The sequence below is a fragment of the Stomatobaculum longum genome, assembly GCA_000242235.1.
Lineage (GTDB): Bacteria > Bacillota > Clostridia > Lachnospirales > Lachnospiraceae > Moryella > Moryella longum.
This window is the reverse complement of the sequence record JH590862.1, coordinates 83,026-99,429: the sequence shown is the minus strand read 5'-3', so window position 1 is coordinate 99,429 and position 16,404 is coordinate 83,026. Positions and strand designations below refer to the sequence as shown.

Below are 16,404 nucleotides of genomic sequence, written 5' to 3'. Positions count from 1 at the left end.
GAGAGGAGGTTCGTTTTTCACAGGCGTTTTGTTCGGCATTGATTCAACTTTGAACAGGAGGTTTTCGGTATGGAAGCGCTTGCAACGGCAGAGAAGGAGAGGGCTCGGCAGGAGGAAATCAGCAAACTGCAGAACGAGACCTGCTTTATCGGTCACCCCTTTGGCGTCGGCATTGTGAGTTTCAAGTACATGATGGGAAGCGTCACGAGCTACGGCTTCAGCGCGATTTTCATTTATTATCTCTATGCGGCCGCCCCGCAGGGACTCGGGCTCACGCAGCTTGAGGCCTCGCAGTTCATCACCCTCGACATTGCGCTCGGCTCTATTTTCGGCACAATCGGCTCCTACATGGCGGACCGCGTCTTCGGCAACAGGCGAGCCTATCGCTTCTGTGCGATTACGGCGCCCATGTACTATTTTTCCTTTGCGATTCCGAATGTCGGCATGCTCGGCCTAATTCTCTACTGTGTGATCGGCTATGTGAACAGTGCAATCGCAGGCAGCTCGCTGTATTCCCTGCTCGGCAAGCTCTATGAACAGGGCGACAAGCGGCGCGACGGCGCGTTCTCGGTCATTTATGTGCTCTCGAACATCGGATCCATGTGCCCGGTTGTGATCGGCGGTATTGCGCTGGTCGCGGGCTATCAGGTGACCTTCTTCATCCTCGGCGTGATCGGCGCTCTCGGCAGCATTGTCTATCTGATTCTCGAAAAGCGCGCCTTCGGACCACTCGGCATGGAGCCGGACGACCCGCTGCCGCCGGCCGAGCGGAAAAAGGCAGTCGCGCTCCTCATCGCGTTCTTCCTTGCGTTCGGCAGTGTGCTCTATCTGCTGTTCCGCTACAATGTGTTGACCATCACAAGCTTTGCAAACATCATCAGCGTCTTCACGCTGATTCTGCCGGTCATCTATTTCATCTACATTCTGCGCAGCAAGAAGATTACGGAGAAAGAGCGGAAGCGTCTGCCCTTCCTGATTCCGATGTATATCTCGAGTGCGTTCGCGATGATGGTCTGGTACCAGGCGACCACGATACTCTCGATTTATGCGGAGACCAGCGTCAACTTGGTGTTTTTCGGACACCGCGTGGCGCCGAGCATCTACATGACCATTCAGGCTTTCTTTGCCATCGGCATCGGCACGCTCTGCGCCGGTATCTGGAGCAAGATGGGCAGACACCAGCCTTCGGCGGCCTGGAAGATGGGCTTCGGCACCATGTGCTACGGCCTCGGCACCCTGCTCATGATATTGCCGTTCCAGCTCTATGCGCCGGGCGTCAAGGTGAGCCCGTTCTGGCTGATTGGCTTTTACCTGATTGTGATCATCGGTGAGGCGATTTCGTATCCCTCGGGGAACGCGGCGGCTTCGGCGCTCGCGCCGGTTGCGTTTTCGACGCAGATGATGACAGTCTGGGGCTTCTCCGGCACGGCGGGAGCAAATCTCTCGACCCTGGCATCCAACTTCTACCATGAGGGCTCGGAGAGCCTCTATTTCCTCGGCATCGGCGGCAGCACATTGCTGGTCGGTCTGGTTCTGGTTCTCTTCTCGAAGCGTCTTGCGAAGGGCATGGGCTTAAGCGAAGGCGCGGAAGCAGCATAAGACAAATAACCCTCTGTCAATAAAATACGACAGAGGGCTATTTTATTTTTATATTTGTTAAAATTAATATAAATAATGGCGAGGGAGAGGGATAAATATCCTTGAAATTAAATAATAGAGCGATACAGTACAATTAGAAATAGGTAATATTTCCCAATCACAGCGAGACATCAGACACAGTTACAACGGCGGTTTCGCCGATGAAAATCGGATGGGAAAGGAGGTCTGTTTCTTTTTTGCCTGTTGAAGTAACTTTTTCATTTCGAGAGGTTCTTGTTATGGAAGCAGTTGCAACAGCAGTACTCGATGAAAAGGAGAGAGAGCGGCAGGAACAAATTAAGAAGCTGCAAAACGAAACCTGTTTCATCGGCCATCCCTTTGGCGTCGGCGTCATGAACTTCAAGTTTATGATGGGACAGATTACCGGCTACGGGTATGACATCCATCTTTATTTATTACCTCTATGCGGCGGCACCGGCAGGTGTCGGACTGACGAAGGTGCAGGCATCGCAGATTATCACCCTGGATGCGGCTCTCGCATCCATCTTCTCGAGTGTCGGTTCTTTCATGGCGGACCGCGTCTTCGGAAATCGAAGGGCCTATCGTTTTTGTACCATCGCCGGACCTTTCTTCTATTTTTCACTCGCGATCCCGAGGCGCGGCATCGTCGGCGTGGTGCTCTACTGCTGCATCGGCTACATGAACAGCATGGTCGCCGGCAGCTCCATGTACTCGCTGCTCGGTAAACTCTACGCGCAGGGCGATAAGCGGCGCGACGGTGCGTTCTCGATTCAGTACGTGCTCTCGAATATCGGCGCTATGTTCCCGGTGGTCATCGGCTCCATTGCCTTGGTGGTCGGCTATCAAAAGACCTTCTTCATCCTTGGCATTGTCGGTGCTCTCGGAAGCACGGTTTACCTGGCGCTTGAAAAGCGTGCCTTCGGCCCGATCGGCATGGAGCCGGACGATCCGCTGCCCCCGGAACAGAAGAAGAAGGCGATTACCTTCCTGATACTCGGTGTTCTGGCCTTCGGCGGCTTGCTTGTGCTGCTCTTCAGCGGCGGCTCGCAAGAGGCATGGGACTCAGCGCGGAAACGGCGAGTGAATAAGGGAGACGGCGCACCCTGCATGACAAGGTGCGCCGCTGCTATATCGAAAAGAAATGACTGCTGAGAGGGGCGGGGGTGGAATTCACTTGGTCGTTATGCTAATATAATAGACGAAAAAGATGCTTGCAGCATTCATTTTGTGCAAAATCAAGGCTTTTCAGGAGGAGATTTATGGAAGAATCGCAGAGACAAGAGGCGGTGGTCAAAATCCAGGCGGAGCGAAGCTTTCTCGGACATCCGAGGGGCATCGGCGTTCTGAGTTTCCGCTACATGACCAACTCGTTTGCAAACTACGGCATGATGGCAGTGCTCGTCTACTACCTTTACGCCGCGGTTCCGGGGGGCCTTGGGCTCGGAAAAACCGATGCCGCACAGCTTATGTCACTCTTTAACGCGCTGGTCATTCTGTTCAGCGCAGTCGGCAGCTACATGGCGGACCGTGTCTTCGGCATTCGCGGCGCGCTGCGTCTGAACGCTCTGGTTCTGCCGATTGCCTACATTGTCCTCTCGATTCCGGGACTCGGAATTCCGGGTTACGCGCTCTCGATGGGGCTCCTGCTCTTTGGCAGCATGATCTCCGGCAGAGCGCTCGACTCCCTGACCGGCAAAATGTATGCGAAGGGCGATAAGCGCCGCGACGGTGCGTTCGCGATTACCTATGTAATCTCTAACATTGGTGCGATGATTCCTAGCGTCACGGGCACCATTGCCCTGATCAGCGGTTACCACGCGGCCTTTGCGCTCTGCGCGGTGATGTCGACGCTCGGCTCTATCCTCTACCTGATTCTGGAGCGGATGATGTTCGGGCCGATCGGCGCGGAACCCGACGACCCGCTGCCGCCGAAGGCGCGGAAGACGACAATCGCAGCGATGCTCGGCATCATTGCCGTTGTGACCGTAGCGCTGGTTCTGCTCTTTACGCAGGGTATCCTTACGGTCAAGAGTTTCTCGAACATGGTGAGCACGGTCTCGCTCTTCATCCCGTTCGGTTATCTGGTCTACATTCTGACGAGTCCGAAGACACAGCCGGAGGAGAGAAAGCATATCTTTTATCTGATTCCGATGTTTATCTCCAGCAGCATTGCTATGCTGGTCTGGTATCAGGCGACCTCGATTCTCTCGATTTACGCGGAGACGAGCGTGAACTTGGTCTTCTTCGGACACAAGGTGACACCGGCCATCTACTGGACCCTGCAGGCGGTCTTTGCCGTGCTCTTCGGTTCGATGGTCACGGGTCTCTGGGGCAAGCTCGGCAACAAGCAGCCCTCGACGCCGGCCAAGATGGGCATCGGCACCGCGCTCTACGGCGTCGGCACGCTGATTATGGTGATTCCGTTTCAGATGTACGCGCCAGGCGTCAAGGCGAGCCCGTTCTGGCTCGTTGCCTTCTACGCGCTCGTGATTATCGGCGAGGCGATTTCCTATCCGGCGGGCAACTCGGCGGCGTCGATTGTCGCCCCGGCTGCCTTTTCGACACAGATGATGACGGTCTGGGCAATGGGGCTCTCGACCGGTGCCTCGCTCTCGACCCTGGTCTCGAACTTCTACCGGGAAGGCCATGAGAGTGGCTATTTTCTCGCAATCGGCGGCGTGACAGTCGCGGTCGGCTGCATTATTTTCCTGCTCTCGAAGAAGCTTGCAATCGGCATGGGCTTCCGGGAGAAGCAGTGAAACAGGTTTGATTCACTTCGGTAAGCCTCAGCGGAAGACGCTGATCCTGAATACAACAGTCACAACAGGAGGAAAAAGCAATGAATTACGATGCGAATATCAAGAGAATCCGTGAAATCATGGTGAGACTCCGCATGCTGGAGACCGCAAACAACATCATGTTCTGCGATCAGTGGCACGCAGGCCCCGAGGCCGGTTTTGACCAGACCACCAATGTGGAAATGTACTTAAGCGAGCTCAGCCAGCAGCTGGTCGAGAACAACGAAGTGAAGCAGCTGGTCGCAGACTTCGCTGATTTCGATAAAAGTCAGTATAAGAGCGACATTGACCGCGGCATGGTGCGCTTCCTGAGTGACCGCTACAAGAACGCAACCCTGATTCCGCTGGAGCTCGGCGAGGAGCTGGGCCGCATCAACAACGACGGCAGAAAGGCTTGGCACGAATGCAAGAAGAACAACGACTTCCAGAGCTTCAAGCCGTACCTCCAGAAGCAGCTTGAGGTGCAGAAGCGCGTCGCAGAGGCGATTAACCCGAACGAGTCCGTGTTCCAGGTTCTCGTGAACTGCTGGGATCCAGACTGGAGACTCGATGAGATCGACAAGATTTTCGGCGAGGTGAAGCCGGAGATTGTGGAGCTCCTGAAAAAGACCGAGAGCTACAGAGACAGCATTGACACCTCCGTCATCGACTGCGATGTCGACAGAGCGACGAAGGAGAAGATTGTCAGAAAGCTCATGGATTACTACGGTTTCAACTGGAACCAGGGAATTCTCTACGAAGAGGAGCATCCGAGCTGCGTCTGCGCGGGCCCGAGAGATTCCCGTCCTTCGACCAATTATTCGAGAAACCTGTTCTACACGCTGCTCGGCGCTGCGCATGAGACCGGCCACGGTATGTACAACTACGGCTCCTCGCAGGAAGTCGTGGATGCGGGCCTCTGGGGCGGCATCGACGGCAGCATGCACGAGTCCCAGTCCAAGTTCTACGAGGATCAGGTAGGCCGCTCGCTCGAGTTCTGGACCGCTTTCTATCCGGAAATCCAGAAGGAAGTGCCGAAGTTCCGCGAAATCCCGGTCGAGACGGTTGTCAGAGCCCTGAACAAGCCGAACCCGGGCTGGTCCAGAATGCAGGCGGACGAGCTCACGGTGCCGTTACACCTGATTCTCCGCTATGAGATGGAGAGAGATTACTTTACGGGCAAGCTCACGATTGACGACATGGAAGAGGCGTGGAACACGCGCTACAAGGAGTACCTCGGCGTGACCCCGAAGAACGCTTCCGAGGGCATTCTGCAGGATGTCCACTGGAGCACGGGCTTCATCGGCTACTTCCAGGGGTATGCGCTGGGACTTGTCTACTCCTGCCAGTACCGCAACAGCATTCTGAAGGCGCATCCGGATGCATGGAAGAAGCTCGCAAAGGGCGATATCTCCGACATCAACAGCTGGCTTGCGGAGCACATCCACAGCTACGGCCAGACCTATACGACGAGAGAGACCATCATCAAGGCGACCGGCGAGGATGTCAACACGAAGTACTATCTCGAGTATCTGAGAGGCAAGTTCACGAAGATGTAAGCGAAAAGCGCTTTGAGGGGAAAGCACTTTTGCAAGACAGAGAAAAGTGCAGGGGAACACCCTGCACTTTTTCATTCGAATCTCATCCACCGACAGGAGGCAATTATGAATCAGGCTGAAAAGGCAATTCTGAATGAGACGCCGCGTCTGGTCTACGGACGGGAAGAGCTGGAAGACAAGGACGCGCTGCTCCTTACCTTTTTTGGAGATGGATTTACGGAGAAAGAGCAGGAACTCTTCTTCGCCGAAGCCAAGCGCATGGCAAAGTACATGATGGCGACTTCGCCCTGGGACGAGTACGCGGATGCCGTGAAGATCTACGCAATCGGTGTCTGCTCGAACGAGAGCGGCGTGCGCGCGGACCGCGCGCGGACCCAGGCCGAGGCCGATGCCGACACACGGGACAGCTATTTCCACGCATCCTTCTGGACCTTCGGCATGCAGCGCCTCGTGGAAATCGGCGAGGAGGACAAGGGAAAGATCCGTGACCTCTACCGGAAGTATCTGCCCGATACGGACTACGCGATTGTGATGGTGAACTCCGAGGTCTACGGCGGCTCGGGCGGCGAAATCAGCATTGTCTCCCGGAACGATGAGTCGCTCGAGATGCTCCTTCATGAGCTCGGTCACACCATCGGCATTCTCTCGGACGAGTACTTTGCGGGCAACAGCTATGCCGGCGAGTATGTCAATATGTCGGCGGAATCGGATCCGAAGAAGGTGCGTTGGAGCCGCTTCATCGGTAAAAACGGTATCGGCGTCTACGAATACGACAACGGCGGTGACGGCTGGTATAAGCCGCACCAGAACTGCAAGATGCGCTATCTCGGGCGCCAGTTCCCGTTCTGCGAGGTCTGCAAGGAGGCGCTCCGCGACCAGTTTGCGGCCCATGCGAATGTGACGAAACTTTTCTGGCAGCAGTACGCGGACACCCTGCGGGAGAGCGCGGAGCCGCTCGATTTGAAGCAGTATGTCATTGTCCGGAAATGCGAGAAGAAGGAGACCGGCGCTGAGCTCGGCGACCGCCTGACCTTAAGCTTCTTTGACGCGGACGGCAAGCCGCTCCCGGCGCAGCCGAAAACCGCGGGCACATACCGCCTGCGCGCAGAGCTTTCTCACGATGCGGTCTACGGTGACGCTGTGCTGGAGACGAGCTTTGAAATCGAGCCGCCGGATCTCATTGACCTCACGGTCGAGAACAAAGTCTGCGACGGCAAGCCGATCGAGGTGAAGGCGACGCTTCACGACGCGCCGCCCTCGGACCTTCACTATGCTTACCGCGGCACCATGCCCTATGCGGCGGAAATCACGCATCTCTACGAGAGCGAGGAGCCGCCGGTGCTGCCGGGCCGCTATACTGTGACCGTCACGGCGACGGAAAAGGGCAGCGGCCGTTTGGTGAGCCGGAAGAGCCGGGAATTTGAGATTTCGCTGCACACGAGTTGCATTGCCGACCATAATACGCTTAAATATCCGGGCGCACAGCCCTATTACAACAACCAGACCATCGTCTTCACGGGAGAGGGCTACCGTGCGGAGGAGCTGGACAAATTTGAGGAAGATGCGAGACGGTTTGTCGAATATTTCCGCGCGCTGCCGCTCTACAAGGAGGCGGACCTGTACTTTAACTACTATACGGTGCAGGCGGTCTCCGAGGGCACACACATCGGCAAGGAGCCGAGCAACACCTATTACCATGTGAGCCGCAGCGATGAGGACAAGCTGGTGCAGACCGACGCAGGCACGCGCGCCGCGATGTACATGGCAAACAACGGCGTGACCTCGTTCTATAAGGCGGTCATTGTGCTCGTGAACGGCGTCTACGATGTGACCGGCACCACGGTCACGAACAAGCGCTTTATTGTCTATGCGCCGGTCAACGAGAAGGGCATGCGCTTTGCGGCGATGGAGCTTTTAAACTATCTGTCCGGCAAGCCCGAGGGCGTGCGCGCCGTGACGGAAGAAGAGAGAGCCGTGCAGCGGCGTGAATTCTTATCGGCTTTGTACCGCGAGTGGGAGGAGTATGACTACGCACCGGTGCTGAGCCATGCCTACAAGGAGGACTTCCCGGCCATCGGCGAGCCGGTTGACCTGACGCCGCACTTCCACACCTATGTGAACGGCAGAGAAGTCGCCGTGCCGTATCGGATTCGCTACTTCACGGAGGAGAACGGAGAGCGCGGTGCGGAACTCAGCGAAGCGCCGAAGGACCCCGGCACCTACCGCGCCTTTGCGGAGCTGGTGCTCGATGAGGGCAAGGACACCTGCACGGCGGAACTCGACGGCCAGAAATATGCGCTGCCGCTCGCGCGCTATGAGACCGGATTCAAGATTCGCGTCTGCAACCGCACATCCGAATAAGCGAGAACGAAAAACGGCGCGAAAGAACGGAATGTAAGAAAAGAGGACAGGAACGAGTTCCTGTCCTCTTTTTGCGTTCCGAACATGAAAGTTCGTTACGGTTGCAGCGCATTCTTGACGGCCTTCATGATGCCGTCGGAGCTCGAAGTCGCGCCGCTCGCGGCGTCCACCTCTGTGGTCTGCTGTTCCAAAATGGCGTTGACGACCTGTTTCTTGGCGTCGTAGAAGTACTCTTCGTCGTCGTCTGTCTTCAGGATTTCGATGGCTGTAATCTTGCCGCAGGCAACGCTCACCTTGACCTTGATGTTGCCGTTATAGCCGACGCCCTTGCCCTCGTATTCGCCGTCCGGGACAGCGGCGGCAATGCCGCTGCCGCATGCAGGCGCCGCGCCTGTGTCTTCGGCTTTGCTTGCCGACTCGGAAGCGGAGGAAGCGCTGTTCGCGCTTTCTGCGGCGGAAGTGCTTTGCACCTGCGCCGTGTCCGCGCTGCCTTGCTTACCGGCCTGCACCGTGCGGAAGGCAAAGAGAAGCACGAGGAGCATCAGAAGGCTGATAGCGCCGTGCAGGCAGATCACTTTGCGCCGTCTCGCTGCGCGTTTTGCCGCGTAGTCCGGTGCGGTCGGCAGCGGTTTTTTGAGAAAGGCCTTTGTGAGCCGGAGCATGAGATAAATCCCGTAGAGCAGTGTGTAGAGCGCAAACTGCACGAGATACTCGCTCTTTCCCTTGCGAAGACCGCCGGTGTAGATGAAGCAGATGTGCAGGTAAAGCAGTCCGTAAAAGAGATAGGAGAACCGCTGCAGCTGTTTCCAGCGCTTCGCGTTCATCTTACGCCGCACGACTTGGAAGGAGGTGACGGTGAGCGGCAGAAGAAGGAGTATCATGGCGAGCGAGAAGCAGGACGCAATCAGCTCATAGCTCTTCAGCTTCCCCGCATTCGTAAAGAGCAGCACAAAGTAGCGCTGTCCGTAGGCAATATTGTGCGCGAGGGTCAGAATCGAGGCGCCGATCGCAATCTGCGCGCGGAGCGTCATCATGACGCGCTGCAGACGGCTCTTTTGCGGCAGAACGATTGCATACATGACCCAGAGGAACATGCTGCCGGCGAGTACGCCGCGCCGCAACAGGCGGTTGACCAGGTAGGCGAGCGGCGGTACGGTCAGCTGTTTCGGCAAAAAGATGCTGAGAAGCGAGAGCAACACAAAAAACAGATAGAAAAAAACCGGCCGCCGCCGGATCTGCTTCTCCAAAAGGGAGAAGCAGAGGCCGGTGACAGCCAGGCAAAGCACTAAACTCATTTTGCCTCCACGGTAAAGCTGAGCTCCGGATAGCCGTCTGCGGAGAGCGTGACCGGGTAGGAGGAAGCGCCGTCAAAGATCTTGACATCGCCGTTGTCGCCTGCGGTCGTCGCGTCGAGCTTCACACTGCCGTCCTCGTTGAATGCGGTCGTGCCGAACTTTCTCGCTCTGCCGCCCTTATATTCGGTCTCGCCGACCTTTGCCGCGGAAGTGGTATTCAGGTAGTCCGCGACGGTGAGGCCCTGTGCGTTCTCCTTGAGGGTGAGCTTGTTGTCCGCAAAGCTGAAGTCATCTGCCGTGAGTCCCGAATCCACCGTGCAGCTGAACGAGACATCCGAGAGCTTGTCATTCGAGAAGACAAACTGATAGGTGCCCGGCTTTGCCTCCTTCGGAAGCGTGAGGACGCCTGCGGTTGCGGTGTCAACCTTGACATCGGAATCCGCACGGCGGTAAATCACGCGGGAGAGCTTGTACTCGTCGGAACCGGTGCTGAGCGTGTAGTTAATCTTGCTGCCGTCGGCTGTGTAGGTGACTTTCTCATCGCCGGTGACCTTGTAGTCGGCCGGAGCGAGGTTCTTCACGAAGAGATCCGTGTCGACCTCGACATCGTCGCCGTCCTTCACGAGATAAGTGACCTTCTTGATGGTCTTGCCGCCGATGTCGGCGAAACGCTCATACTGCTTGGCCGCCTTGTGCGCCTTGTCCTCGAAGGCTGCCGCGGAGAAGGCAATTTCTTCCGGCTTTAACCAGAGGTTATCGAGGTGCTTTAAGCCGTATTTTGCGCCGTCCGAGGTCTCGAGCACAGCGCCCTGCAGCGTGTCCGGATCGACATCGACACCCTTTAAGTCGAGCTCGTAGTTGCCGTAGTTCGAGGTGGTTGTGATCGAAGCCTTGACATCCGCCGCCTTTGTGACCTTGCCGAAGGTCTTCGAGAGCGTGCCGTCGGAATTCAGAACCTTGTACTCGGCGGGCTGTGCGCTCTCCTCGCCGGTCACATTGCCGACAAGAGTCAGAATTGGGTTCTTTGCCTCTTTCTTCTCTTCGATGGCCTTCTTGGCATCCTCGTAAAGGGGCTTTGCGATTGCGACATTGACGTCCGCGACACCGTTGTAGACAGAGGTCTCGCCCTGCTCCTCGGCAAAGGCACCCTTATATTTCTTGTACTTGCCGACGGTCGGAGAGGTGACCGCGTCGTACTCGCCTTCTTTCCGGAAGCCTGCCGCTTCGACGGCATCCGCCTTGTCGAGCTGCGCCTTGGCATCCTTCGCGTAAGCCTCCGGCTGAACATCCTTCAGCTCGCCGTAGTAGTAGTCCGCGTAGGGCACATTCATTTTGACGAAGACATATTCGTCGGACGAAAGTGCCGGAACCTCGGCCGCTGCCTCGGTGCCTGCCGCTGCGCTCGAAGCTGCGCTGCTGTCCGCGCTTGCCGCCGTTGTCTCACCCGTCTTGCCGCCGCAGGCCGCGAGGAGCGCTGCCGCCACGAGTGCCGGAAGGACGCGATAAAGCTGTTTTCTCATGAGAAAAATCCCCCTTTGTTGTGCTTTGCTATTAGCGACTTCTAATGCAACGTTATTATGCACTAATACAGAGAAAGTCGTCAAGCGAAAGATGAATTGCGCGTTTACTTTTGATGACCTTACGGGTATACTTTGAAAAAAGCCGCGGCACGCCTGCGGCGGAGAGGAAACAGAGATATGGAAGATTTCGAGTACGAAGAGGGACCGGTCGGCAGCGAAGATCTGATCGGAGAAATTGCGAATATGTATCCGGAGACGCAGGACTTTTTGTCGAGTCTCGGCATGCATTGTTTCGGTTGCGCAGCGGCCGGTGCGGAGACACTCGCCGAGGCCTGCCGCGTGCACGGGCTGAACACATTTAAGGTCAAACGGGAGTTGAACCGGATTATCACGGAAAATCCGGCTTGACAGCCGCGCATCATTCGACTAAAATAGCGGGAAATCAAATTGCAAACCGTTGATGCGGAGATAACGGCGATGATGCTTCTACAGAGAGTCTGCGATGCTGAGATGCAGATGAAAAACAAGTCGTCAAATGGACCGCTGAGGGCGCAGGGAAAGCCGTGGGGCAAGTATTCTGCGACGTGAGGGCATACGTCAGTTGCCGGGGATATGTTGGTATCCCGACAAGGGTATGGTTTTACCATAAAACAGGGTGGCACCGCGGAGTTTATGATTTCGTCCCTGGCAGCATGTTGACGCATGTCTGCCGGGGATTTTTTTGTGCCGGCGGACAGCGCGGACCAAGAAGGAGGCAAAGCATGAAAACATTTCCGAGTCTGGAGACGCTGAAAGACTACCGGGACAGCGGACAGTACACGATGGCGGCACTTGCGACGGAGCTCTACGCCGATTTGAGAACCCCGGTCGAGGTGCTGCGGATACTGCGCGGACAGGGTTCCCACTGTTTTCTCTTTGAGTCGGCGGAGGATAAGGAGCGCTGGGGGCGTTACAGCTTTCTCGGCTACGATCCGGGACTCACGATCCGCTGCCTCGACGGCGAGATCGAAATCGGAGAAGAAAAGCACCGCACGACGCACCCGAAGAATGAAATCCGGGCACTGCTCGATCGGTACCGCGCGCCGCGCATTCCGGAACTCCCGCCTTTTACCGGAGGCCTGGTCGGTTACTTTGCTTACGATTATGTGAAATACGCGGAGCCGACCTTGCGGCTCGCGAACGGGGACCGCGAGGGCTTTCGGGATGTGGATCTCATGCTCTTTACGAAGATCATCGCCTTTGACCACCACCGGCAGAAAATCATCCTGATTGTCAATGTGGCGCTCGACAAGCTGGAAGAGAACTATGCGGCGGTGCTCGAGACCTTGCGGGAGATGCGGAAGCTTTTGCAAAGCGAACCGCCGGTCGAGAAGACGGGTGGACATGTCATCTCGGACTTCCGCCCGCAGTTCACGGCGGAGGAATATGCGGCGCTGGTCGAGAAGACGAGACATCATATCCACGAGGGTGATATTTTCCAGCTGGTGCTGAGTAACCGCCTCGAAGCGGACTTTTCGGGGTCGCTCCTCAATACCTACCGGGCGCTCCGGACCCTGAACCCTTCGCCCTATCTCTTCTTCCTGTCGAGCCCGACTCTCGAGGTTGCGGGCGCTTCGCCGGAGACGCTGGTCAAACTCGAGGACGGCGAACTGCACACCTTCCCGCTTGCCGGCACGAGACCGCGCGGCAAGAACGCGGCAGAGGATGCGGCACTCGAGCGAGAGCTGCTCGCGGATGAAAAGGAACTCTCCGAGCACAATATGCTCGTGGACCTCGGCAGAAACGACCTCGGAAAAATCAGCCGCTTCGGGACGGTTGCGGTTGAGAGACTTCGGGAAGTGCTCCGCTTCTCGCATGTCATGCACATCGGTTCGGCGGTCCGCGGTGAAATCCGTGAGGACTGCGATGCGCTCGATGCCATTGATGCGGTGCTCCCGGCGGGGACGCTCTCCGGTGCGCCGAAGTACCGCGCGATGGAGCTGATTGCGGAGATGGAGAAGGAAAAGCGCGGCATTTACGGCGGCGCAATCGGCTATATCGATTTCAACGGAAACCTGGATACCTGCATCGGCATACGCCTCGCCTATCGGATGAAGGACAAGGTCTATGTGAGGAGCGGCGCGGGTCTGGTCGCGGATTCGGTGCCGGAGAAGGAATATGCGGAGTGCCGCAACAAGGCGGCGGCCGTGCTGAGAGCCATTGAGGAGGCGGCAGATGATACTTTTGATTGACAACTATGACAGCTTTTCCTATAACCTGTACCAGTTAATCGGGAGCCTCACCGGGGAGATGGAAGTCATCCGGAACGATGCGCTGACCGTCGAAGAAATCGCAGCGAAACAGCCGGACGCGATTATTCTCTCGCCGGGTCCCGGCCGTCCGGAGGACGCCGGCGTCACGGTCGAAGTGATACGGAAACTCGGCAAAAAAATTCCGCTGCTCGGCGTGTGCCTCGGTGAACAGGCCATGTGTCTCGCCTACGGCGGCAAAGTCGGCTATGCGAAGCAGCTGATGCACGGCAAGCAGTCGAGAACCGTGCTGGACACCAACAGCGTCTTGTTCCGGGGACTGCCGGAGCAGGTCGAGGTGGCGCGCTATCACAGTCTCGCCGCCGTCGAGGAGACGCTACCGTCCGTGCTCCGCGTGACGGCGCGGACGGCAGACGGCGAGATTATGGCGATTGAACACAAGAATTACCCGGTCTACGGCGTGCAGTTTCACCCGGAATCCATTCTCACGCCGACAGGCACGGCGATGGTCAAAAATTTCCTGCGGGCGGCAAAAATCCTCGCATAAGCAAAACAGCAAAAGGAGAATCCAGACGATGATTAAGGAAGCGATTATCAAAATTGTCAACAAAGAAGATCTGAGCTACGACGAAGCCTATGCGGTGATGAACGAGGTCATGAGCGGCGAGAGCTCGCAGGTGCAGAACGCGGCCTTTTTAGCGGCCATGTCCACAAAGAGCGCAAAGGCGGAGACGACGGATGAGATTTCGGGCTGCGCGGCGGCGATGCGCGCCCACGCCATGAAGGTGGAGTACGACAAGCCGACCCTGGAAATTGTCGGCACAGGCGGTGACGGCGCCAAGACCTTTAATATCTCTTCGATTTCCGCGCTGGTCGCGGCCGCGGCCGGCATCAAGGTCGCAAAGCACGGCAACCGCGCGGCGTCCTCCGACTGCGGCTCCGCGGACTTCCTCGAGGCCTCCGGCATCAACATCAACCAGGACCCGGAACTCTGCAAGAAGCTGCTCGATGAGATCAATATCTGCTTCCTCTTTGCGCAGCACTACCATGCTTCGATGAAGTATGTCGGCGCAATCCGCCGCGAACTCGGTTTCCGCACGGTCTTTAATATTCTGGGACCGCTCACGAATCCGGCGTCTCCGCAGTATTTTGTACTCGGCGTCTACGACGAGTACCTTGTGTGGCCGCTCGCAAATGTCCTGAAGCGCCTCGGTGTCGAGAGAGCACTTGTGGTCTACGGTCAGGACAAGATGGACGAGATTTCGGCGAGCGCGCCGAGCACTGTCTGTGAGCTCCGTGACGGCAGCTTTCACTCAGCTATCATTAAGCCCGAGGACTTCGGGCTGCAGCGCGGCAAAAAAGAAGAGCTGGTCGGCGGAAACCCGGCGGAGAATGTGCGGATTGCGCGGGAAATTCTCTCCGGCGAGGAGCGAGGCACGCGCCGCACGGCAGTGCTCTTAAATGCGGGCGCGGCGCTCTACATCGGCGGCAAAGCCGAGAGCCTCAAAGAGGGCGTACAGCTTGCCGGGCGTCTGATTGACGAGGGCAAGGTGCTTGAGACCTATGAAAAATATATCCGTCTCTCGAATGAGGCGGCAAAGTGACGGGCACCGTTCTGGACGCACTCGCGGCACATGCGCGGGAGCGCGTCGAAGAGAAGAAGAGAAAGCTGCCGCTCGCGGAATTGAAGCGGCAGCTTAGAGAAAGAGAAGCGCTTAGCGGGTTTCCCTTTGAAACGGCGCTCCGGGAACCGGGACTCTCGGTGATTGCGGAGGTCAAGAAGGCCTCTCCTTCGAAGGGCGTGATTGCCGAGCACTTTCCCTATCTTGAAATCGCAAAGGCCTATGAGGCAGCCGGGGCATCCTGTATCTCGGTGCTGACCGAGCCGAAGTGGTTTCTCGGGGATGACCGCTATCTCCGCGAGATTGCGGCAACGGTCTCCCTTCCCTGTATCCGGAAGGATTTTACGGTGGACCCCTATCTCATCTACGAGGCGCGGGAACTCGGCGCCTCGGCGGTGCTCCTCATTTGCGCTTTGCTCGGACGGTCGGAACTCGAAGAGTACCTCGGCATCGCGGAGGAGTTAGGGCTCTCGGCGCTCGTCGAAGCGCACGATGAGGAAGAAGTGGGAAGGGCGGCGGAAGTCGGGGCGCGCCTGATCGGCGTTAACAATCGCGACTTAAAGTCCTTTTCGGTCAATATGGAAAACAGCCTTCGCCTCCGCGCGGCGGCGCCGGACAACTGCATTTTTATCGCGGAGAGCGGCGTGCGGACACCGGCCGACACGCGGGCACTTCGGACAGTCGGCGCGGACGGCATTCTGGTCGGTGAGGCGCTGATGCGTGCGGAGAATAAGGCGGAACTGCTTCAGGCACTCCGGAAGGGCTATGAGGAGGCCTGAGATGGCGACAGAACTGAAATTCTGCGGGATGCGGCGGGAAGCGGATATCCTCGCGGCAAATGCCTGCCTGCCGGACTACATCGGCTTTGTGTTCGCGGCGGGCGCAAGACGCGCCGTGAGTCCGGAGACAGCGAGAGAGCTCCGGGGCGCGCTCGATTCCCGGATACGGGCGGTCGGCGTTTTTGTGGATCAGAGTCCGGAGGAAATCGCGGAGATTGCGGCACAGGTGCCGCTGGATTGTATTCAGTTACACGGAAACGAGAGCGAGGAGAGTTTGGAACGGGTGCGCGCCCTGACCGGGAAACCCGTATGGCGGGCGTTTCAGGTCACGGGGAACGAAGTGTTGGTGCGGGCTGAGGAGAGCCGGGCAGATCTCCTGCTTTTTGACAGCGGCAAGGGGAGCGGCAAAACTTTTGCCTGGGAGTGGCTCAGAGACTTTTCCCGCCCCTATATGCTGGCGGGCGGCTTGGACACAGAGAATGTCGGCGAAGCAATCAGAACACTTTCGCCGCGCGGGGTCGATGTGAGTTCGGCACTCGAGACAGACGGGCAGAAAGACCCGGAGAAGATGCGAGCTTTTGCGGAAGCTGTCCGCAGAGCGGATTCGGAGACAGAGAGGTAA

Annotated in this window: 13 protein-coding genes and 1 other annotated feature; of the genes, 11 read left to right on the top strand and 2 right to left on the bottom strand. The window is 57.4% G+C overall.

Translation table 11 applies throughout. The features are described 5' to 3' along the window. The first annotated feature begins 69 nt into the window (after positions 1–69). The 5 genes from HMPREF9623_RS03355 (at position 70) to HMPREF9623_RS03335 (ending at position 8,317) form a co-directional block, all read left to right on the top strand. Entirely contained in the window at positions 70–1,599 is a 1,530-nt protein-coding gene (locus HMPREF9623_RS03355) for a peptide MFS transporter (RefSeq protein WP_009532485.1), read from the top strand. Positions 1,600–2,034: 435 nt separating this feature from the next. Beyond that, positions 2,035–2,772 carry an MFS transporter gene (locus HMPREF9623_RS03350; protein ID WP_009532484.1) on the top strand — a complete coding sequence of 246 codons (738 nt, stop codon included), beginning with the start codon at positions 2,035–2,037 and terminating at the stop codon, positions 2,770–2,772. A gap of 107 nt (positions 2,773–2,879) precedes the next feature. Continuing rightward, the gene (locus HMPREF9623_RS03345; RefSeq protein WP_009532483.1) at positions 2,880–4,379 is read left to right on the top strand and encodes a peptide MFS transporter; all 1,500 of its coding nucleotides are present in this window, start codon (positions 2,880–2,882) and stop codon (positions 4,377–4,379) included. Between the two features lie 80 nt (positions 4,380–4,459). Next, a complete protein-coding gene (locus tag HMPREF9623_RS03340) occupies positions 4,460–5,956 on the top strand; it encodes a carboxypeptidase M32 (protein ID WP_009532482.1) in 1,497 nt (498 codons plus the stop codon). Between the two features lie 105 nt (positions 5,957–6,061). Further along, positions 6,062–8,317: a M64 family metallopeptidase gene (locus tag HMPREF9623_RS03335; protein WP_009532481.1), complete on the top strand. Its 2,256-nt coding sequence runs from the start codon at positions 6,062–6,064 to the stop codon at positions 8,315–8,317. Between the two features lie 95 nt (positions 8,318–8,412). Here HMPREF9623_RS03335 and HMPREF9623_RS03330 read toward each other — a convergent pair whose 3' ends face one another. Both HMPREF9623_RS03330 and HMPREF9623_RS03325 read right to left on the bottom strand, forming a co-directional pair. After that, positions 8,413–9,612 (bottom strand): FMN-binding protein, encoded by a 1,200-nt coding sequence (locus HMPREF9623_RS03330; RefSeq protein ID WP_009532480.1) that lies wholly within the window; start codon positions 9,610–9,612, stop codon positions 8,413–8,415. Further along, positions 9,609–11,132, bottom strand: coding sequence for a hypothetical protein (locus HMPREF9623_RS03325; protein ID WP_009532479.1), 1,524 nt, complete (start codon positions 11,130–11,132; stop codon positions 9,609–9,611). Before HMPREF9623_RS03325 ends, HMPREF9623_RS03330 begins: the two co-directional genes overlap by 4 nt. 177 nt (positions 11,133–11,309) lie before the next feature. Between HMPREF9623_RS03325 and HMPREF9623_RS03320 the strand changes: the two genes are divergently transcribed. The 6 genes from HMPREF9623_RS03320 to HMPREF9623_RS03295 all read left to right on the top strand — a co-directional run bounded on the left by HMPREF9623_RS03320 (position 11,310) and on the right by HMPREF9623_RS03295 (position 16,404). Further along, complete coding sequence (locus tag HMPREF9623_RS03320; protein ID WP_009532478.1) at positions 11,310–11,540, top strand: DUF1858 domain-containing protein; 231 nt, start codon at positions 11,310–11,312, stop codon at positions 11,538–11,540. Positions 11,541–11,580: 40 nt separating this feature from the next. Further along, positions 11,581–11,821 (top strand) — a binding site (T-box leader). Between the two features lie 72 nt (positions 11,822–11,893). Then, positions 11,894–13,363 (top strand): anthranilate synthase component I family protein, encoded by a 1,470-nt coding sequence (locus HMPREF9623_RS03315; RefSeq protein WP_009532476.1) that lies wholly within the window; start codon positions 11,894–11,896, stop codon positions 13,361–13,363. Next, positions 13,347–13,928, top strand: coding sequence for an anthranilate synthase component II (locus HMPREF9623_RS03310; protein ID WP_009532475.1), 582 nt, complete (start codon positions 13,347–13,349; stop codon positions 13,926–13,928). The genes HMPREF9623_RS03315 and HMPREF9623_RS03310 overlap by 17 nt, the downstream gene beginning before the upstream one ends. A 28-nt stretch (positions 13,929–13,956) precedes the next feature. Then, complete coding sequence (gene trpD, locus HMPREF9623_RS03305) at positions 13,957–14,985, top strand: anthranilate phosphoribosyltransferase (protein ID WP_009532474.1); 1,029 nt, start codon at positions 13,957–13,959, stop codon at positions 14,983–14,985. Beyond that, positions 14,982–15,782, top strand: coding sequence for an indole-3-glycerol phosphate synthase TrpC (gene trpC / locus HMPREF9623_RS03300; RefSeq protein ID WP_009532473.1), 801 nt, complete (start codon positions 14,982–14,984; stop codon positions 15,780–15,782). The genes trpD and trpC overlap by 4 nt, the downstream gene beginning before the upstream one ends. Position 15,783: 1 nt before the next feature. Further along, complete coding sequence (locus HMPREF9623_RS03295; RefSeq protein ID WP_009532472.1) at positions 15,784–16,404, top strand: phosphoribosylanthranilate isomerase; 621 nt, start codon at positions 15,784–15,786, stop codon at positions 16,402–16,404.